The organism is [Clostridium] innocuum, assembly GCA_012317185.1.
GTDB lineage: Bacteria > Bacillota_I > Bacilli_A > Erysipelotrichales > Erysipelotrichaceae > Clostridium_AQ > Clostridium_AQ innocuum.
Genome location: CP048838.1, coordinates 2050525 through 2069795, shown reverse-complemented (window position 1 = coordinate 2069795; position 19271 = coordinate 2050525). Strand labels below are relative to the sequence as shown.

The window sequence follows — 19271 nt, the reverse complement described above, 5'->3', positions numbered from 1 at the left end:
TCCTCATATTATTTCGCAAGCTGCTCTACGGCAGCGGTATAGATGGCAACCGCTCTTAACAAATCTTCCACCCGTATTGCCTCATCCTTCTGGTGGCAGCCGCCGATAAACATATCCTTTGGCTGCTCCCTATTTGGTAATTCTGGACCAAATGCTACAAAATTATCAAATTTCTTTGCATATGTTCCACCGCCGATTGTCATATTCGGCGTAAAGGTATCATGGGTGTAATCCCGATAGACACTGCTCAAGGTCTGGACCAGCTTTGAATCCGGATCCACAAACAGCGGCTTCGTGTTTTTCTTCAGCGTTACATCCAGTGCGTAATCAAGCTTCTTCGCCGTATCGGTAAAGCCCTTCATGATGCGCTTTGGATCTGCATCGTTTGGATAGCGGATGTCAATAACAATGCTTGCCTCGTTATGTTCAATGTTTACAATACCGGTATTCATGGTCAAAAAGCCCATGTAGGCACCATCTATATCGATGCCCAGCGGTTTTCCCTGCCAGTCCTTCAGCATGGTATAGGTATCGTGTGCAAATTTATCACCATAGGTACAGCCAATGAAGTTTAACAGATGCAATGCCGCATTTACACCGTTGTATGGCATAGCCGCATGTGCAAAGACCCCTTCCATATGCAGAACAGCACTCTCATTGTCCAGAGTTTCCACGCTTCCTTTTAAATCAAAGGCCCGTAAATAGTACAGAAAGGCATCCAGATAGTCTTCCTTCCAGTCCCTAACCTGGGCACTTGCCTGTCCGATTACGATATTGCTGCGCTCTCCCGCATGCATACTTGTAATTACGGTATCACACGTTCCGCTCAGTTCCACATGCAAGCCGCCCTTTTCCCCATAGATAACCGGGAAATCCGCATCCGGTGTAAAGCCCAGGGTAGGAAGCTCACCATGCTTTGTATAGTAATTCATGCACTCCATGCCGCTTTCTTCATCACAGCCCAGAATCAGCATGACCTTGCGGTTCAGCTTGATTCCCTTATCCTTCAGCATTTTAAGCGCATAAAAGCCGGCCATGGCAGGGCCTTTATCATCCAGTGTTCCGCGTCCGAACATGTAGCCGTTCACGATGTCACCGCCAAAGGGATCTCTGCTCCAGCCTTCACCGATCGGCACAATGTCCAAATGCGCCAGCACACCGACGCTTTCTTCCCCTTCCCCATATGCAATCACACCGGCATAGCCGTCGTAATCCTTTATCTGAAAGCCTTCTCTTTTCCCAAGTTCCAGCATATAATCCAGTGCTTTTCTACAGCCTGCCCCAAACGGTGCATTGGCTGTCTTTGTTTTGTCATCCCGCACAGAAGGAATGGCAATCAGACCTCTCAGGTCTTGGATAAACGCATCCTTGTACGTTTCCAATTCCGTTAACCAGTTCATTCGATTCACCTCATGCATATATTCTACCACAAAGGAATGTGAATACCTATGATTATTTTCATAAATTTTCATAAAAGTTTCGAGCGCCGCAATCCAGAAAAATTCCAACAGTTTAAAAAGGTCAAGGTATGAAAAAACCGTTCGTGATTTTATAAGAAAAGAGGCAGTCCGTCTGGATTGCCTCCGTAATGATTTTATGCTTCTTTGTTATCCTCCGCAGCAGCTGCAGGCTTCGCATCCTCTTCCTTCTTTTCCGTTCTTGGTCTAGGAAGCAGTGCCTTGGCGCTGACATTCACACGGCCGCGGTCATCGATTTCCGTAACCTTGACACGAACGGTATCCCCGATGTTTAATACATCCTCCACCTTGTTGACACGCTCATGATTGATTTTGGAAATGTGCAGCAGTCCATCCGTCCCCGGGAACAGATTAACAAAGGCACCGAATTTTTCAATACGGACAACCTTGCCCTCGTAAATATCGCCGACCTTGGCTTCCCGTACGATATCACGGATCATATCCGCTGCATGATTGATTGCCGCACGATCCATATGGTAAATGACCACATGTCCGTCGTCCTCAATATCGATTTTAACATCATCGCTCGCCTCAATGATCTTGTTGATCATCTTGCCGTTTGGCCCGATAACCTCACGAATCTTTTCCGGATCGATATAGAACTGCTCGATCTTCGGAGCATAGGTTCCGACATCTTCTCTCGGTTCGCTGATGGCTGCCATCATATTTTCCAGAATCTGCGCACGGGCAACCTTCGCCTGTGCCAGAGCTTCTTCAAATACTTCTCTGGTGATTCCTGTCACCTTGATATCCATCTGCAGTGCCGTGATACCCTTGCTTGTACCGGCAACCTTAAAGTCCATATCACCGAAGTGATCCTCCATACCCTGAATATCCGTCAGTACGGTATACTTTCCATTTTCCTCATCCATGATCAGACCCATGGCAATACCAGCCACCGGCGCCTTGATTGGAACACCGGCTGCCATCAAAGACATGGTTCCGGCACAGATGGATGCCTGAGAGGAGGAACCGTTGGATTCGGTTACCTCGGCAACCGTACGGATTGTGTAAGGGAAATCCTCAACACTCGGCAGTACCTGGGACAGTGCACGCTCACCCAGTGCACCATGACCGATCTCACGACGGCCGGGACTTCCCATACGTCCTGTTTCCCCTACGGAATACGGCGGGAAGTTATAGTGATGCATGAAGCGTTTTGTTTCCACTTCCGTTAAATCATCGATAATCTGATTGTCATTCATCGGTCCCAGCGTCGTAACGCTTAACACCTGTGTTTCCCCACGGGTAAACAGCGCACTGCCGTGTGCTCTTGGCAGGATGTCAACCTGGGAATCCAGCGGACGGATTTCATCAATCTTACGACCGTCCGGACGCACTTTATCTTCAATGATCAAGCGGCGGACCTCGTCTGCCTCAATACTGTGGCAGATCTGTTTTACCTGCTTGAGCACCTTTGCCTTTGCGGCTTCGTTTTCATATTCCTTAGCATCAAAAACAGCGACAGCTTCCTCTGTCAGCTCGTCAATTTTGCCATAGCGTTCCAGCTTCTTTTCGATGGATACCGCATCACGGATTGCCTGTTCAAACTGTGCACGTACCTCGCGGTCGATGTCCTCGTCCACGGTATACAGCTTAACCTCCATCTTTTCTTTTCCAACGGCTGCTGCGATTTCCTCCTGAAAGGCAACCAGCTGCTTAATGTGCTCATGACCGAACATGATAGCACCCAGCATTGCTTCCTCGCTAACTTCCTTCGCACCGGACTCTACCATATTTACGGCATACTTTGTACCGGCAACCGTCAGGTTGATATCACTCTTCTCCAGCTGCTCCGGAGTCGGGTTGATGATGTATTCGCCATCCACGCGTCCTACCATTACACCGGCAATCGGACCGTTGAACGGGATGTCGGAAACGCACAGTGCCAGGGATGCCCCAAACATTGCGGTCATTTCCGGTGTACAGTCCTGATCTACGGATAATACCGTATTCACAACCTGTACCTCATTGCGGAAGCCGTCCGCAAACAACGGACGGATCGGACGGTCAATCATACGGGCCGTCAGCGTCGCATGCTCGCTCGGTCTTCCCTCTCTGCGTAAAAATCCACCGGGAATCTTACCAACTGAATACAGCTTTTCTTCAAATAAAACGGTCAGCGGAAAGAAATCAATGCCTTCCTTCGCCTGCTTGCTGGCTGTAGCTGTTGATAATACAACGGTGTCATCATATCTGACCAGGACAGCTCCACCTGCCTGTTTTGCCACTTCACCAGTTTCCACTGTGAGCCCACGCCCACAGAAATCTAAACGAAATACCTGTTTCGCCACGTTCTTCACCTCTATTTTTCTTATCTTTACCATGATATCATATTTTAAAAGCCAATAAAAGAAAAAAAGCTCTTTTCGAGCTTTTTTACTACTTCCGCAGTCCTAAACGAGAAATCAGTTCCTTGTAACGGTTCAGATCTTTATTCTTCAGGTATGCCAGCAGGTTTCTACGACGACCAACCATCTTCATCAGACCACGCTGAGAGTGGTAATCGTGCTTGTGCTCCTTGAAGTGCTCCGTCAGCTGGTTGATTCTGTAAGTCAATACAGCTACCTGTACCTCCGGAGAGCCTGTGTCTCCTTCGAAACGTGCATACTCTTTCATAATCGCCTGTTTTTCGCTTTTTAATAACATGTTCTTTCCTCCTGTTTTCTTATTCGTTCCATACTGAGTGAACCGCTGAGGAATATTGCGCGTAGACCAAGTATAAAACCTTTGCTATCATAGCACAGTTACTGCTTGGATGCAAGCATTTTTTAGAAATCCGCCCATATGATTCGTGCAGGCTGAAGCAGTCGTTTCGCTGCTTTTTCGATCTGCTGCCTCTGCAGAGCATCAAAGTCCTCAAACGGCTGTAGCTGCAGGGTTTCCTTTTCCAGCTTCCAGCGTCCTGCAACATTTCCCTTATACAGGAAGCAGGGATATACGATTCCCTGCAGATTGAACACCCTGCGCAGATGGCGCTGCGGCAAAAACGGGTTTTCATGCTTTTCATAGCCCAGCATCAGCGGATCAAAGCCACTGAGAAACACGGCGGTGGGGATACGGGGATAGGCGTCGATTTCCTCAGGAAGCTCATACACGGTAGATCCATTGCAATCACTCATCTGTACATTATGGATCTTTTGCAATACAGCCTCCAGCTCTTTCTTTTTCCAGCCGAAGAAATAACAGGCATCCCGCAGCGTTACCGGACCATAGCCCTTCAGATACCGGTATACAAGCTCTTTGCGGCAGGCATCCAGATCGCTTCGCAGCGATATCGGAGCATAGGCAAATTCCCGTGATGCCGCATGCTGAAACATCACCTTTCCCTGAATATTCAGGACAGCAAACAGGCCGTCCCAGCTGGAGCAGGCCAGCTCACACAGCTTTTCATCCAGCCCCATCGCAACCAGCCTTGTATAAATTTTGCGGCGTCCGCAGATGCCCTGCTGCAGCAGATCAAGGATCGCATTGCAGAAAAGCTGTTCCTCCTGCGGTGTATAATAGCGGGCCATATAGTACTTGCGATGCTCATAATCCTTCCACAGCGCCGAGGTGATCAACAGGCGGTCTTCCGCATCCAGCAGATGCAGCGTTCCGCGAAAGGCACGTGTTTTCACACTCTGCTTGACCCATTGCTTCCATGAATCATCCCTTGTTCTGAGGCGCAGTGACATTTGTGCATGCCGCAGAAACTGCGCCTGCAGCGCCAACACATCCCGTGCAGCTGTTTGTGCATCACAGCGTGAGGTCAGATGCTGATGGTAGAGTATTTTTCGTTTGCGTTCCGCTTCCTTCATAACGTTTCCTCCGATAAAAAATCAACAAGTACATCATGGAGCAGCAGCATGCCCTCTTCCGTTGTACGAACATGATCATCCTTCACTTGCAGCATGCCATTTGCGATATTCTTTTGAAGCGGTGCAGAATAGATTGTTTCAAAATCAGCCGCAAAGCGTTCCCGAAACAGAGAGAGACTCATCCCCTTCTTCATCCTTAGCGCCATCATCAGCATCTCAAACATTTCATCCTGTCTGCTCAGCTCAATGATATCCGGACAGCTGCCCTTTTGCAGATAGGTATGCAGATTGCGGGTGTTATCATAGCGGATATGTCCGCTCTTTCCGCTGGCACCGCATCCGATTCCACAGAAATCCTCATAGTTCCAGTACATCTGATTGTGCAGGGATGCTGCGTTCGGCTTTGCGAAATTGCTGATTTCATATTGTATAAAGCCATGCTTTTTCAGATAGGACACTGCATACAGATACATATCCGTTTCCACATCCGCATCGATATTCTCTACACCGTCACGCCCGAACTGAGAATGCTCCTCGATGGTAAGGGCATACAGCGAAATATGAGATATCTGAAAATGCTGTACAATGTCCTGCAAATCGTCCTGCCACATCTCCATCGTCTGCTGTGGAAGACCATATATGAGATCAATGGATATATTATGAATACCATACTGGTGCAGCTGCCGAATCCGCTCCACCACCTCTTCTCTTGTATGCCTTCGCCCGATGATGGACAGAAGGACGGGCTGCAGAGTTTGCACGCCCAGTGAAATACGGTTGACGCCATACCGCTTCAGCAGCTTCATTTTATCTTCATCCAGTGATTCCACATTCGCTTCCACCGTATATTCCTGTACCTGTGTCGTATATGGGGCGAGCAGCTTCAGCAGCTGCTCCAGCTGTCTGCTGTTTAATGCACTCGGGGTTCCACCTCCGATATACACTGTTTCTACCGAAACCTGCGCAAGCTTTTCCTGCAGCTCCCGCTTTACAGCAATCAGCCACTGGTCCGCAAGTCCCGCATGATAGCGGCACCGGGTAAAATCACAATAGGCGCAGATATCTCTGCAAAAGGGCACATGGACATAAACAGCTTTCATACAAACCTCCTAAACCGTATAATATACGTATTTTTTACCGATTTTCCGCCGCTGATAGCAGTGCTGCTTCACCAGAAGCTCCATGGCACAGCGCGCTGTTTCATTACACACGCCAGCATATTCCATAAACTGCCGTATGGTGTAATAGCGGTATGGCTGTCGATGATCGACATAGAACATCAGCTGCTGTTCACTGAGCATCGGATACTGCTCCAGCAGCTCCTGTAGCTGCATCGTCTGACAGGCGGTGACATCCGTTTCCGTTAATGATAGCATGGATCGTGAGATTTGCAAGCGGATATCTTCCAGAAAATGCAGAAAGCGTACACTCAGATCCCCTGCAGTCTTTCTGTTTTGCTTTTCCTCCATCGCAAAAGTAAACGGTGCATGACAGCGCTCATGTACCAGCAGGCAGTCCAGATAGGCGCGCTCTCCTGTAAACATGGATAGAAAAAAGATACGCAGCAACAGCGGCTCCTCCTCCTGCTCCAGAAATGTCACAAGTCCATGCGGCAGCGGTGCAAGCGCCAACAGCTCGCCTACCTTATACAGCCAATGCGGATAATTCCCTGCAAGCAGGACGCTTTTTTGAACAGCCGCAGAAAAGGGGCGCTGCAATGGACAGCGATACAGCAGCTCTGTAGTTTGCTGCAGCTTTGCACACAGGGCCCTTGTCATAACAATATCCGCATGCAGATCGTCAAAGCAGAAGCTGCGGCGAAGCAGTGCACGATAATCCTCCACCTGCTTCCAGACCGCATCCAGCACGACACCTGTTAGCTCAAGCCTTTGGGCCAGCTCCTCTTTACTGACATAGATTTCCTCTGTATACTTTCTGGTTTCTTCAAACATATGTTCACCTCATCAACAGTGTAGCACGGATTTGCAGGCAGCTGGAAGCAATCGACAAAAGCAGAAAAAAACAGATCATTTTCGACCTGTTTATTTATCATCATCGTCCATGGATAGCACCGCCATGAAGGCTTCCTGCGGCACCTCCACACTACCGACGGACTTCATGCGCTTCTTTCCTTCCTTCTGCTTCTCCAAAAGCTTTTTCTTACGGGAGATATCCCCTCCATAGCATTTCGCCAGCACGTTTTTTCGCAAGGATTTAATATCTGCACGTGCGACGATTTTTCCATTGATCGCAGCCTGAATCGGAATTTCAAACTGCTGCTTTGGAATCAGCTTCTTCAGCTTTTCACAAATGGCACGTCCTCTTGGATAAGCAAACTCCCGATGTACAATACTGCTTAAGGCATCTACGATTTCCCCGTTTAACAGAATATCCATCTTGGCAAGCTTATTCGTCTGATAACCGATCAGCTCATAATCCAAAGACGCATATCCCTTTGTGCAGGATTTCAGCTTATCGAAGAAATCAAACACGATTTCTCCCAGTGGCAGCTCATAGATCACATTCATACGGCCCTCATCAATATAGACCATATCCTTATAATTTCCACGCTTGCGCTGACACAGCTCCATGATCGGTCCGACATAATCATTCGGCGTCATAATGCTGGCACGGACAAACGGTTCCTCGATATGATCGATTTTCTGCACATCCGGAAGCAGAGATGGATTATCAATGGACAGTACGGAGCCGTCCGTCAGATATGCATGGTAGACAACGGAAGGTGCCGTCGCAATTAGATCAATGCGGTATTCCCGCTCGATGCGCTCCTGAATGACATCCATATGCAGCAGTCCCAGAAAGCCGCAGCGAAATCCAAAGCCCAGTGCCTGCGAGGTTTCTGCTTCAAACTGCAAGGAGGCATCATTCAGCTGCAGCTTTTCCAAAGCATCCCGCAAATCGTTGTATTTACTGGAATCGATGGGATACAGCCCACAGTATACCATCGGGTTCATTTCCCGATATCCGTGCAGCGGCTCGTTTGCCGCATGATCCGCATGGGTGATGGTATCTCCGACTCGCACATCCTTAATGGATTTGATAGAGCCGCAAACCCAGCCTACCTCACCGCATTCCAGTACATCCTTTTTGACTTCCTTCGGATTACGGATACCTACCTCGAGCACCTCGTATTCCGCACCACTGGCCATAAACCGGATATGATCACCAACCCGCAGAGTACCTTCCTTGACACGAACATAGGCAATAACACCGCGGTATGCATCGTATAAAGAGTCAAACACCAGTGCCTGCAGCGGAGCATGCGGATCCCCGGACGGTGCAGGTACATTGCGTACGACCGCTTCCAGTACATCCTTGATATTCAAACCGTTTTTCGCCGATATCAAAGGTGCATCGCCGGTATCCAGTCCGATTACATCTTCAATTTCCTTGCGCACAACATCCGGCTGTGCACTGGGAAGATCAATTTTATTGATAACCGGAATGATTTCCAAATCATTATCCAAAGCCAGATAGACATTGGCCAGTGTCTGTGCCTCGATGCCCTGTGCCGCATCCACAACCAGAACGGCTCCCTCACAGGCCGCAAGCGAACGGGATACCTCATATGTAAAATCGACATGTCCCGGTGTATCGATCAGATGGAAAATATAATCCTGTCCATCCTCCGCTTTATATTTCAGCTGTACGGCATTCAGCTTGATCGTGATGCCGCGCTCCCGTTCCAAATCCATGGTATCCAGCAGCTGTTCCTTCATTTCCCGCTGTTCAACAGTATCTGTAATTTCAAGAATACGATCGGCCAGAGTTGATTTCCCATGATCAATATGGGCGATGATTGAAAAGTTTCTTATGTGTTTCTGATCCATACTCTCACTCCTAACGCAAGGACTATTATAACAGGAAAGTTGTGGGATGGAAAGCAAATTTAGTACGTGGGGAGCAATTCCTCTTGACCTTTTCAAGGAGTAGTGCTAAAGTTTAGTGGAAAAGGATGAGAGAGCCTTTTTACGTTAGAATTTTTCTAACAAAGAAGGACCCGTTGTAGGAGACGGGTCCTTTCTTTATTCAGCAACTGTATAAAAAAGCATAACCGTTATATGATACATAACCCTTTGTTTTATTGCTTTACTAACAACAGAATACGCAATGGCGTCAATACAGTCATGTTACAGCATACTTTCACGTACCGAGATATTGTCTTCTCTGCTACGCTTTTCGCAAAGTACTCCCAGAGTATCCATCAGCATCATAAAACTCTGTTTCTGGTCGTTTGTTAATTCATCATAGAAATTCAATACTTCTATTTTATTCATATAATCTCGAACCATCAGTAAATTGAGCAACCATCAAATTGTCACAACGGAGACACTAGATAAGGTTTGCACCTTTTTGAAGGTTCAGCCCTTTCAGATTATGGAATGGGAAGAAAATAAAACAGCTAAATAATAATGTGATTACCCACAAAAGAAGGCATCCCACCGGACACCTTCTTTTTCTATTTCATTATTCCACGATACAGCCAATCAGATTTTTCCCGCTGCCGTTAAAGAAGACCTTTGCCTCCATCTTCGCTTTTCCTTCCAGCTGCAGCTCATCTGCCAGAATCAGTCCGTCGGCACAGGCAATCGCATAACCGCCGTCCACCATACCGATGATTTCTCCGCAGGCGGCACTTCCCTTTTTGCTCAGTCTGCGCACCTTATGGAATTTCAGCTTTTTGCCATTTACAAGCGCATAGGCACAGGGTGCAGGAATCAGACCACGGATATGATTATAGACGCTTTCTACATCTCTCCTGAAATCAGCATGCTCCTCTTCCTTTTGAATGGTGTAGGCAAACGTTGCTTCCGCTTCGTTTTGTTCCACGAAGACAGCACTTCCGTCAATGATTTTCGGAATGCTTTCACTCAGCAGCTGTGCACCGGAAACGGCCAGCTTATCATACAAGGACCCCATCGTATCCTCATCTTCAATCGTCACATGACTTTGCGCCATGACAGCACCGGCATCCATTTTCTTCACCATGCGCATGATGGATACACCGCTTTCCGCATGCCCTTCGATGATTGCCTTATGAATCGGTGCCCCGCCTCTCAGCTTTGGCAGCAGCGATGCATGCACATTGACTGAGCCATAGGTCGGATGCTCCAGCAGCTTCGAAGGGATGAACTGCCCATATGCACAGGTTACAATCAAATCGATATCCAGCTGCATCAGCTCCTCATAATCATCCCGTATTCGGATTGGCTGATACACGGCGATATCATGTGCCAAAGCTGCCTGCTTTACCGGCGGCATCTGCAGCACCTGCTTTCTTCCTACCTTTTTATCCGGCTGACTGACAACACCGATGATCCGATAGCCGTCACTCCACAGCCGTTCCAACATAGACACGGCAATTTCCGGCGTGCCCATGAACAGAATTCGTATTTGTTTATTATCCAAGCTAATCACCTCAGTAGGCATTATAACATGTTGTGCGTTCGTTTGCATCTACTTTAACAAACTGTCTTCCTCTTGGGTATGACAGCTAATGCAACAGTCCATCGAATACATCGGAAAACATCTGTACACATCCCTTCATTGTGGATACAATTGCCTCACTGCTGCTCTTCGCAAGCTGGGAAGCGCGGTTTTCCTCAATATCCTTTAATGCGACTGGATCGTTCTGTGCTTTCACAACTCGATTCTGCGCAACATCCGATTCAAAGCTCTCCACCTGCTCCTGAACGAGATTTCGCGTATCATCTGACCCCTGCTGATTGATATAGGAGCCGATCGATACAAGAATACAAATCAGAATGGCATCCGCCAGAAATCGCTTCATATAAAATCACTCCTTTGTCAGTACATCATGAATACCGTCTGCAATAACATCCAGGGAGTTTGAAACCTCCTCGAAGGTGTTTACATCACCGCCAAGCTCCATCAATACAATGTTTTTGGCAACCTCCTGATTATAATAGGCCTCCCTTGTCATGACCCCCTTCATGATACCATTCTTCTTTGCATTGATCGTGTCAGTTAATGTCGTGGACAGCTTGGTTGCCGTCTTGGCATTTTTCCCAAGACCACCGACAACAAACATCCCCTTGGCATAATTCTTACCATCGATATTGATATAGCTCGCTTCCCTTGGAATGCTGTCACGATGCAGATCCAGACACATATCAAAGCCGCCGTAATTCACAAGCGCTTCGTTTAGATATTTATAGGATACCACATAGGATTCATTATACGTCAGTCCATGCGTATCACGGTAACGGATGAAATCATTGGTTTCCAGAACCACCTTAATGCCGCGGTCCTCCAGCTTCTGCGCCAGAATTGCCGCAGCATCCAGCACCGTTTTGCCACCCTTATAGCTTTCATCCTGGTGGGTGTCGTAGATATATACCCGTTTTCCGGTACTCTTTACTTTTTTATCCTCGGATTTTTCTTCCGTTTTCTTGTCACTGTTTTCAGCCTTATTGTTCTTACCGTCATCCTTGCTTTGCGAGGTATCCTTTTGCTCGTCTGTCGTCTTCGGCACAACACTCGGATTATCCTGTGTCGTTTCCACCTCACTGATGTCCTCCTTGGGAATCGTCAGATTGGAATTGTAGGACAATACATTTAAGGAATCCTTCAGTGAAAGGGAGCTGTTGATCGTCTTCTGCTTATAAACAAAATTATTCAAAAGATCATCTGCATTGCGGAAGCAGTGCTTCAAACCGCTGGCAAAGGGTGTCAGATAGAGAAAGGCAATCAGTACGAATACTTTAACGAGAAGCTTACATGTAGATTTCATAGAAAAAAGCACTCCCTTCTCTACCACCATATGTGGCCGGGCGTGCTTTCATGTTAAACTATGGATGACAAAATCCGACATTACAGCTGTTCATAGTTGGGATGCAGGAAGCGATTCAGACTTTCGGAAACGATATAGACCAGATGCTTCAATTCATCATCCATGGATTTAGGCGTTACGACAAGATTCAGATAATTGCTGTCCTGTATCTTCTGCAGAATATGCTGCTTTTCCTCTCCGCTGACCTCGAGGGTTTCATGCAGGATGGCACCGATGCTGGTAACCGTGGCCACACCGATGGCGATAACGGGAATATGCAGACTTTTCTCACAGAGTGACATCCGGTGATTTCCAACGCCGCTTCCCGGCTGAATACCGGTATTGTTGATTTGAACGACGCGGTTGATCCTTGCGATATTACGGGTAGCCAGTGCATCTATGGCAATGACCAGATCCGGCTGATAGCTTTGCGCAACGCTTTGGACAATAGACAGCGACTCCAGACCGGTCTGTCCCATAACACCCGGCTGCAGCACCGCAACATTGCGTGTTCCCTTTAAATAGGCAGGGTCTTCATGCTCATACAGATGGGCGGTCACCAGGATTTCATTTGCCGCCTGCGGCCCCAGTGCATCCGAGGTAATGAAGCGGTTTCCCAATCCAACCACAAGAATTTTTTTCAGCGTCACATGCATGTTATCACTCATATGCTGCAGATTCTCCTGAATTGCATCAATCATATTTTCCCGGACGACATGATCATCCAGATCACGACATTCAATGGAAACATAATCCCCCTTATGCTTGCCCAGCTCATTTTCATCACAAAGGACCTTAATATAATTGCTGCGAATGTAATCATTCTTTTTTTCGATATGCTCATAGGTTTTTGACTGGATATCTGCGGATATGATTTCATCCGCAAAATCACTACGTATCTGATATGGTTCTGCCATTTTTATACACCTCTTCCATAGTATGGTTTTTTTTCACCTTATTATTGCATTTTCATATTCTTTTTGATATAATTTATTGGCAATTGAAAACTAGGAGGTGCAACATGCCACAGATCCAATCACAGAAAAAACGTGTAAAAACCAACAACAAAAGAAACTTGGCTGTAAGTGCTCAGAAATCTGCATTGAGAACTTCCATCAAAAAAGTTCTGGCTGCTGTTGACGCAAAAGACGCAGCTGCCGCAGCTGCTGCTTACAACGAAGCAAGTTCTAAATTAGATAAAGCTGTTGCGAAGGGTATTCACCACAAAAACTACGCAACAAGACAGAAATCACGTTTGGCTAAAGCAATCAACGCTATTGCTGCATAAGAAACAGGACAGAGGTTCTGTTTTTTTTCATTTCATGCTATGATAGTATAGAGGGGAAAGGAAGGATTATATGAAACGCTATGGCATAATCTTGCTGACTTCCCTTATCTTGTTCGGCTGCAGTGCCACGCAGAAGGCGGAAGAGAAAGAGCAGAAGGATCCTGCTGTTGAATTGAAGCAGACATCCATTCAAAACAGCAAGGCAATCAATGAGGATACCTGCTACAAATACCAGCGCTCCCTGCTGCATGAAAATCTGCAGGATGATTATGACCGGCTCTACGGTGCTCTGCTGCATCATGAATCCTCTGTACTGCTGGATTGCAGTATGCCCTATGTCATGAAGCTCTTTGATGCCGTTACCTTCGATCATCCCGAGCTGTTCTGGTCGAACTACGAATACAATTACAAAGAATCCGATGATAAGGAAAGTGTGACACTGTATCCCTCCTATGCATACGATCAGGAGGAAACAGCAAACCTGCAAAAGCAGGTGGATGCCGTCGCTGCCGAGATATTACAGAAAGCGGAAGCAAAGCAGACTGATTACGAAAGAGTGAAGCTTCTGTATGACTGGATCATTGATCGCAGTGATTATGTAAACAAGGAAGAAAACAATCAGAATATGCTCAGTGTATTTCTGGATAAAAAGGCAGTCTGTGCCGGGTATTCCAAAAGCTTCAAATATCTGCTGGATCAGCTGCATATCCCCAATGCGATTATTTTGGTACAGGTCATTGAAAACCCGGAGGAATATCATGTCATCAATATGGTGCAGATGGATAAGCAGTGGTATTATCTGGACCCCACCTTTGGTGATATCAAGATTGAGAAAAGCTATAACAATTACCGCTACGCCTATTTTGCAATGACCAGTGCGGAGGTAGAAAACATCTATGCCCCACAGCAGGAAATCAAGCAGACAGCTGCATATAAGGACAGCTTCTTTTATCAAAGAGACGCGTATCTGAAGGGCTATGATGAAAATCAGATCATCGGGATCATTGCCTCCAACATCAACAATCCCGATCCCTGTCTGGCCATCAAGTGTGACAGCAGGCAGACATATGAGCAGGTCAAGCAGCTGCTGCGCTCCCAGCATATCTTTGACCTCTTCCAGAGCGCAGGCTACAATCCGCAGGAATTTGAGTATTACAGTCTGGATGAGAATTACTGCTTCTTTCTGAATTACTGGTAAAGAAAAAGATTTCGAATGTGACCGAGGATAGCCGGACAGCATTTGAAATCTTTTTTATCCCTTACTCATTCCACATACAGCAGCAAGCTGCATGAATACCAAGGTTATTTTATTCTCCTTATTTTGATTAGAAAATCCTGATCGGCATCCTCTTTGCGGTTTTTACGAGCGATGGTATTCAGTACCTTTACGACCTTTTCAGCTTTTGCAATTTCTTTATGGTATTGTAAAGAGCCCTTTTGTACTGTTTCTTTAGATACATACCCATATGTGAAAGTACCATCTGTGAAAAACAGCTTTACACGTACCTGCACCTTTTCTGAACCTGATGAAAAGGCATTTCCTGGCCCGATTCTGCCTATATTAGCAAACGCATTTTCTAATGGTGTTCCCACATATTCCAATGACTTTCTTGCTTTTTTTATAGCATCATAGGAATATATACCCCCATCCCCCAGTATGAAGGTAAAGCGTCTTGTGTGCTTGTCAAACAAAGCGATATTATCATAATTTCTCGTATATGCAAAGGAATCCATTTCACTTCCCCTTTCACTCTCTGCCCTAACCGGAGCCGTCCAACAGGCACCGGCCATGTTCAAACACCGCCTACGCTTTCCCCTGCTTGCCTTTCTGTTATCAATACACGATGATCCCCGTCATTCTTCATGTTAATCAGGGTGGAAAGACTGCACTTCCATAATCAGGAAAAGCTCTGCGGTACATCCTATCTATCTATACTATAAATCTATTCTGCAACGTCTGCAAGACTTTGATTGCAAAGCCGAAAAAGAAGATAAAAGGAAGCAGAATTTTAACTGCTTCCTTTTACAATACGATATGTTAAAACAGACGCGATATATCATTCCAGGTTGCCAGAACCATAATACCGACAATCATCAGCAGACCGGCCATCATGATGGCACTTTGTATACGCTCGTTCAGCTTACGCCCGATGAGGGTTTCAATCAAAACGATAAAAATACGTCCACCATCCAGAATCGGTATCGGCAGCAGGTTGAAAATGCCGACGTTGACAGAAAGCAGTCCAATCAGTGCAATCGTTGACAGCAGACCGGTCTGCGTGATCTGGGCCGTTACCTGATAGATACCGACAGGCCCGCTCAGATTTTTCAAGCCGACACCCTGTACCAGCTTTCCAAGGGATTCAAAAATAGTCGTTACTGAATCTACCATTTTTTCTGTACCGTATGGTATGGATTCCAGCAGTGAAATCTCTTTGATTTCATTTTGCTGAAGAACCCCGAGAATATACTTACTTTCATCCTTGACATACGTTGGTGTGAAATGCAGCGTTACCTGCTTCCCATCCCGCAATACGGTAAATTCCGTATCACCATTATAATACTGGATAAATTCTACAACATCGTTGAAGGTCTTCGGCTCCAGAACCTCATTACCGTTCTTCACACGGATGATTTCATCCCCGGCCTTCATTCCACCCTTCTCTGCTGCGGAATTCTCCTGTACTGAGGCAACCAGTGCCTTTCCCGGGACACTGACAGCACCCTGATACGCGGTAATGCCAATAAACAGCACCCACGCCAGCAGGACATTCATGACAGCTCCTGCCGCCATAACAACGATCTGCTTCCACGGCTTGATGCCGTTTAATGTGCGCTCATATGGAATATCCAGTTCCTCTGCCTCATCATCATCCTCTTCTCCGGCCATCGCCACAAAGCCGCCAATCGGAAGAGCACGGATGGACCATGCAGTTTCACCGATCTGCTTCTGATAAACAACAGGGCCCATACCGATAGAAAATTCCTTGCAGTAGACACCGAAACGCTTGGCAGCAATCAGATGTCCCAGCTCATGAACGATAATGATAACACTCAGAATCAGAATAAAATAAATAATATTTACTATATTGCTCATACCGTACACATTCCTCCTTTCCACGCCCTGTGCACGAATTCCCGTGCCCAGGCATCACTCTCTATAACCTCTTCCAGAGAAGGATGCGCGATGTATGCAGCAGCTTCCACTGCCTTTATAATATAGCGCTCGATATCCAGAAAACCGATTTTCCCATCGAGGAACAACGCAACGGCCTCCTCATCCGCACTATTCATAACTGCGCCCAGGTTTCCTTCTTTTCTGCCAACCGCAAAGGCCAGCTTCAGCAGAGGATAGCGCTCCTCGCTGGCAGGCGTAAAATGAAGTGCAAAGGTCCGCTGAAAGTCAAACGGCTCGGCATTTTTCATTTCCAGACGGGAGGGATACGATAATGCATACTGAATTGGCAGGCGCATGTCTGCTGTTCCCAGCTGTGCCATGATCGCATGGTCACGATACTGCACCATGGAATGGATAATACTCTCGCGATGGATCACCACATCGATTGCATCGTAAGGAATATCAAACAGATAATGTGCTTCGATCACCTCAAAGCCCTTGTTCATCATGGTAGCGGAATCAATGGTAATGCGTCCGCCCATGTCCCAGTTGGGATGCTGCAGGGCCTCCTTTACGGTGACATCCGCAAGTTCAGCACGGCTGCGGTCACGAAAGCTTCCCCCGCTTGCCGTAATAATCAGCTTATCGACCTCTTTCAGCGCATTCCCCTGCAGGCACTGGAAGATTGCGGAATGCTCGGAGTCAATGGGATACAGCGCAACCGGATGCTCTTTTAGGGCACGCTTTACCAGCGGTCCCCCGGCAACCAGACTCTCCTTGTTGGCAAGGGCTACCGTCTTGTGATGCTCAATGGCTGTCAGTGTCGGTACAAGTCCGCGAAAGCCGACGACCGCATTCACCAGAACATCGTAATCCGGATTTGCGGCAAGCTGCTTCAGTCCGGCATCGCCAAAGCAGAAGGAATGGCTGGGATAGCGTTTCTGCATATCCTCCATATCCGCTTCCTGCGCCACGCAGACTTGACGCACCTTTGGCAGGGCATCCAATATCTCTGCCAGCTTTTTCATATTATAGCCGACACTTAATCCTATGATTTCAAATTCAGAACTATGATGCTTTACCACATCCAGAGTCTGGGTGCCAATACTTCCGCTGGCACCAAGCAGCATTATTTTTTTCATAACATCAACACCACCAGTATCAGATCAAAACAAATAAAATTAAAGACAAGAGAATCCACCCGATCCAGCACACCGCCATGTCCAGGCAGCAGATCGGAAAAATCCTTAATACCGAAGTTGCGCTTAATAGCGCTGAACGCAAGATCACCAATCTGTCCGGTCACCGTCAGAATTGCGGAAGCAATCATCATCTGAAGCGGCGTCATCGTATCGATCATAAACCAGGCAAAGGCAAAGGATAACAGAGCGCCGAAAAGCCACCCGCCAATGGAGCCCTCCCATGTCTTTTTTGGAGAAATACGTACATTCAGCTTATGCTTCCCTAAAAACCGTCCGCAGAAATACGCAGCGGTATCACACGCATAGGTGGCGATGATGATAAACCACACATACATGCGATTGGTTCCGTAAATATGCAGAAAGCAGCGTGCGATTGCAAAGAAGAACGTCACATAGGCAATACACAGGAAGCCATCCTTGGCATGAAAGCGATCTGTGAATACCGGTATGGATAAAAAGATAAGTGCTGAGACACCAAGCAAGGCAACATGCAGCCGTTCATCGCTTAAAACCAGTACAAAGACTGCCACAATCGCAAGTGTCTTGATTCCCAGAGGCCATTTTGCATCCTGTTCCTTTAGATTCAGCAGCTCAATGCCGCCTGCAACAATAATAAACGCAATCAGCAGATCAATCAGCCAGCCGCCGTATACCAGTGGCGGGACTACGCAGAGGATGATCAGCAGCGCTGTAATAATCCTGGTCTTCATATTACAGACCTCCAAATCTGCGGTTTCTGTGATTAAATTCATCGATGGCTCTATTCAGCTCCTCCTGTGAGAAATCCGGCCAGGCCACCGGTGTGAATATAAGCTCCGCATAGGCCAGCTGCCAAAGCAGAAAATTGCTGATACGCAGCTCTCCACTCGTGCGGATCATCAAATCCAGCTCCGGCATATCCGCTGTCATCATATAGCTGCCAAAAGCATCCTCGTCGATTTCCGGGCTCACCTTCCCCTGCTGTACATCCTGTGCATATCTCTGCGCGGCCAATGTGATTTCACGGCGGGAACCGTAATTGACAGCCAGACAGAGAATCAGCCCCGTGTTCTCCTGCGTCTGCTCAACGGCTGTGGTAATGACACGGCGTGTCTCATCCGGGAAGCGTTCGATTTCCCCGAGAAAGGTTACCTTGATATTATTCTTTTTCAGCTCTGCAAGATAGCGGTTAAAAAAAAGCTTCGGAAGCTTGCACAGATAATCAACCTCATCCTGCGGACGTTTCCAGTTCTCCGTGGAAAACGCATAGCAGGTCAGTGCTTTCACTCCCATCGTATTGCATGCGATGGCGATTTTTCTTATATTTTCCGCGCCCTGCTTATGTCCGGCAGTTCTCGGCAGACCTCGTTTCTTAGCCCAGCGTCCATTTCCATCCATGATGATGGCAATGTGCTGCGGTATGATTCTTGTATCCATAAGGATTCATCCTCCTACAATCATTATCGCGTGTTCATCAGAACAGAATTATTATACCATACTTTCCATGAACTACCATACTTTTACAGCTATACAGCTGAATTTGATTCCCTTTTTTTACATATGGCACAAGAAAAGAGATGCTGCTTGCCAGA

At 47.0% G+C, this 19271-nt stretch carries 19 protein-coding genes and 1 pseudogene; 3 read left to right on the top strand and 17 right to left on the bottom strand.

Annotation, left to right across the window (positions count from 1 at the left end):
- Positions 1 to 8: 8 nt before the first annotated feature.
- From pepV to G4D54_09865, 8 genes are all read right to left on the bottom strand, one after another.
- A complete protein-coding gene (gene pepV / locus G4D54_09900) occupies positions 9 to 1400 on the bottom strand; it encodes a dipeptidase PepV (protein ID QJA02724.1) in 1392 nt (463 codons plus the stop codon).
- Positions 1401 to 1594: 194 nt separating this feature from the next.
- Positions 1595 to 3772, bottom strand: coding sequence for a polyribonucleotide nucleotidyltransferase (gene pnp / locus G4D54_09895; protein ID QJA02723.1), 2178 nt, complete (start codon positions 3770 to 3772; stop codon positions 1595 to 1597).
- Positions 3773 to 3860: 88 nt separating this feature from the next.
- Entirely contained in the window at positions 3861 to 4127 is a 267-nt protein-coding gene (gene rpsO / locus G4D54_09890; GenBank protein QJA02722.1) for a 30S ribosomal protein S15, read from the bottom strand.
- 122 nt (positions 4128 to 4249) lie between these two features.
- Entirely contained in the window at positions 4250 to 5278 is a 1029-nt protein-coding gene (locus G4D54_09885) for a winged helix DNA-binding domain-containing protein (protein QJA02721.1), read from the bottom strand.
- Positions 5275 to 6378: a radical SAM family heme chaperone HemW gene (gene hemW, locus G4D54_09880; protein ID QJA02720.1), complete on the bottom strand. Its 1104-nt coding sequence runs from the start codon at positions 6376 to 6378 to the stop codon at positions 5275 to 5277. Before hemW ends, G4D54_09885 begins: the two co-directional genes overlap by 4 nt.
- Positions 6379 to 6387: 9 nt before the next feature.
- Positions 6388 to 7230 (bottom strand): hypothetical protein, encoded by an 843-nt coding sequence (locus G4D54_09875; GenBank protein ID QJA02719.1) that lies wholly within the window; start codon positions 7228 to 7230, stop codon positions 6388 to 6390.
- A 90-nt stretch (positions 7231 to 7320) separates the two neighbouring features.
- Positions 7321 to 9129: an elongation factor 4 gene (gene lepA, locus G4D54_09870; GenBank protein QJA02718.1), complete on the bottom strand. Its 1809-nt coding sequence runs from the start codon at positions 9127 to 9129 to the stop codon at positions 7321 to 7323.
- A 300-nt stretch (positions 9130 to 9429) separates the two neighbouring features.
- Positions 9430 to 9576, bottom strand: coding sequence for a hypothetical protein (locus G4D54_09865; GenBank protein QJA02717.1), 147 nt, complete (start codon positions 9574 to 9576; stop codon positions 9430 to 9432).
- Here G4D54_09865 and G4D54_09860 point away from each other — a divergent pair.
- Positions 9575 to 9709 (top strand): annotated as a pseudogene (locus G4D54_09860) (helix-turn-helix domain-containing protein). The gene G4D54_09865 and the pseudogene G4D54_09860 overlap by 2 nt on opposite strands.
- 57 nt (positions 9710 to 9766) lie before the next feature.
- Here the strand turns inward: G4D54_09860 and G4D54_09855 are convergent.
- From G4D54_09855 to G4D54_09840, 4 genes are all read right to left on the bottom strand, one after another.
- Positions 9767 to 10678, bottom strand: a complete 912-nt coding sequence (locus tag G4D54_09855) for a methionyl-tRNA formyltransferase (GenBank protein QJA05183.1) — start codon at positions 10676 to 10678, stop codon at positions 9767 to 9769.
- A 115-nt stretch (positions 10679 to 10793) separates the two neighbouring features.
- A complete protein-coding gene (locus G4D54_09850; protein QJA02716.1) occupies positions 10794 to 11090 on the bottom strand; it encodes a hypothetical protein in 297 nt (98 codons plus the stop codon).
- Between the two features lie 6 nt (positions 11091 to 11096).
- Positions 11097 to 12053, bottom strand: coding sequence for a stage II sporulation protein P (locus G4D54_09845; protein ID QJA02715.1), 957 nt, complete (start codon positions 12051 to 12053; stop codon positions 11097 to 11099).
- 80 nt (positions 12054 to 12133) lie between these two features.
- A complete protein-coding gene (locus G4D54_09840) occupies positions 12134 to 13009 on the bottom strand; it encodes a GPR endopeptidase (GenBank protein ID QJA02714.1) in 876 nt (291 codons plus the stop codon).
- Positions 13010 to 13113: 104 nt separating this feature from the next.
- Between G4D54_09840 and rpsT the strand changes: the two genes are divergently transcribed.
- Both rpsT and G4D54_09830 read left to right on the top strand, forming a co-directional pair.
- Positions 13114 to 13380: a 30S ribosomal protein S20 gene (rpsT, locus tag G4D54_09835; GenBank protein ID QJA02713.1), complete on the top strand. Its 267-nt coding sequence runs from the start codon at positions 13114 to 13116 to the stop codon at positions 13378 to 13380.
- Between the two features lie 70 nt (positions 13381 to 13450).
- Positions 13451 to 14578, top strand: coding sequence for a transglutaminase (locus tag G4D54_09830; GenBank protein ID QJA02712.1), 1128 nt, complete (start codon positions 13451 to 13453; stop codon positions 14576 to 14578).
- Positions 14579 to 14682: 104 nt separating this feature from the next.
- Here the strand turns inward: G4D54_09830 and G4D54_09825 are convergent, their stop codons facing one another.
- From G4D54_09825 to G4D54_09805, 5 genes are all read right to left on the bottom strand, one after another.
- The gene (locus G4D54_09825) at positions 14683 to 15171 is read right to left on the bottom strand and encodes a hypothetical protein (GenBank protein QJA02711.1); all 489 of its coding nucleotides are present in this window, start codon (positions 15169 to 15171) and stop codon (positions 14683 to 14685) included.
- A gap of 247 nt (positions 15172 to 15418) precedes the next feature.
- Positions 15419 to 16477: an RIP metalloprotease RseP gene (gene rseP, locus G4D54_09820; protein ID QJA02710.1), complete on the bottom strand. Its 1059-nt coding sequence runs from the start codon at positions 16475 to 16477 to the stop codon at positions 15419 to 15421.
- Positions 16474 to 17640 (bottom strand): 1-deoxy-D-xylulose-5-phosphate reductoisomerase, encoded by a 1167-nt coding sequence (locus tag G4D54_09815; GenBank protein ID QJA02709.1) that lies wholly within the window; start codon positions 17638 to 17640, stop codon positions 16474 to 16476. Before G4D54_09815 ends, rseP begins: the two co-directional genes overlap by 4 nt.
- Positions 17637 to 18410: a phosphatidate cytidylyltransferase gene (locus G4D54_09810; GenBank protein ID QJA02708.1), complete on the bottom strand. Its 774-nt coding sequence runs from the start codon at positions 18408 to 18410 to the stop codon at positions 17637 to 17639. Before G4D54_09810 ends, G4D54_09815 begins: the two co-directional genes overlap by 4 nt.
- A gap of 1 nt (position 18411) precedes the next feature.
- Entirely contained in the window at positions 18412 to 19116 is a 705-nt protein-coding gene (locus G4D54_09805; GenBank protein QJA02707.1) for an isoprenyl transferase, read from the bottom strand.
- Positions 19117 to 19271: the final 155 nt, after the last annotated feature.

What these genes read in the sequence shown, in the direction of transcription:
- G4D54_09885 (QJA02721.1), bottom strand. Translation starts at nt 5,278, where the DNA reads ATGAAGGAAGCGGAACGCAAACGAAAAATACTCTACCATCAGCATCTG.
- G4D54_09840 (QJA02714.1), bottom strand. Translation starts at nt 13,009, where the DNA reads ATGGCAGAACCATATCAGATACGTAGTGATTTTGCGGATGAAATCATA.
- rpsT (QJA02713.1), top strand. Translation starts at nt 13,114, where the DNA reads ATGCCACAGATCCAATCACAGAAAAAACGTGTAAAAACCAACAACAAA.
- G4D54_09850 (QJA02716.1), bottom strand. Translation starts at nt 11,090, where the DNA reads ATGAAGCGATTTCTGGCGGATGCCATTCTGATTTGTATTCTTGTATCG.
- G4D54_09855 (QJA05183.1), bottom strand. Translation starts at nt 10,678, where the DNA reads ATGGGCACGCCGGAAATTGCCGTGTCTATGTTGGAACGGCTGTGGAGT.
- G4D54_09845 (QJA02715.1), bottom strand. Translation starts at nt 12,053, where the DNA reads ATGAAATCTACATGTAAGCTTCTCGTTAAAGTATTCGTACTGATTGCC.
- lepA (QJA02718.1), bottom strand. Translation starts at nt 9,129, where the DNA reads ATGGATCAGAAACACATAAGAAACTTTTCAATCATCGCCCATATTGAT.
- G4D54_09825 (QJA02711.1), bottom strand. Translation starts at nt 15,171, where the DNA reads ATGGCCGGTGCCTGTTGGACGGCTCCGGTTAGGGCAGAGAGTGAAAGG.
- rseP (QJA02710.1), bottom strand. Translation starts at nt 16,477, where the DNA reads ATGAGCAATATAGTAAATATTATTTATTTTATTCTGATTCTGAGTGTT.
- hemW (QJA02720.1), bottom strand. Translation starts at nt 6,378, where the DNA reads ATGAAAGCTGTTTATGTCCATGTGCCCTTTTGCAGAGATATCTGCGCC.
- G4D54_09810 (QJA02708.1), bottom strand. Translation starts at nt 18,410, where the DNA reads ATGAAGACCAGGATTATTACAGCGCTGCTGATCATCCTCTGCGTAGTC.
- G4D54_09805 (QJA02707.1), bottom strand. Translation starts at nt 19,116, where the DNA reads ATGGATACAAGAATCATACCGCAGCACATTGCCATCATCATGGATGGA.
- G4D54_09815 (QJA02709.1), bottom strand. Translation starts at nt 17,640, where the DNA reads ATGAAAAAAATAATGCTGCTTGGTGCCAGCGGAAGTATTGGCACCCAG.
- pepV (QJA02724.1), bottom strand. Translation starts at nt 1,400, where the DNA reads ATGAACTGGTTAACGGAATTGGAAACGTACAAGGATGCGTTTATCCAA.
- G4D54_09830 (QJA02712.1), top strand. Translation starts at nt 13,451, where the DNA reads ATGAAACGCTATGGCATAATCTTGCTGACTTCCCTTATCTTGTTCGGC.
- rpsO (QJA02722.1), bottom strand. Translation starts at nt 4,127, where the DNA reads ATGTTATTAAAAAGCGAAAAACAGGCGATTATGAAAGAGTATGCACGT.
- G4D54_09865 (QJA02717.1), bottom strand. Translation starts at nt 9,576, where the DNA reads ATGAATAAAATAGAAGTATTGAATTTCTATGATGAATTAACAAACGAC.
- G4D54_09875 (QJA02719.1), bottom strand. Translation starts at nt 7,230, where the DNA reads ATGTTTGAAGAAACCAGAAAGTATACAGAGGAAATCTATGTCAGTAAA.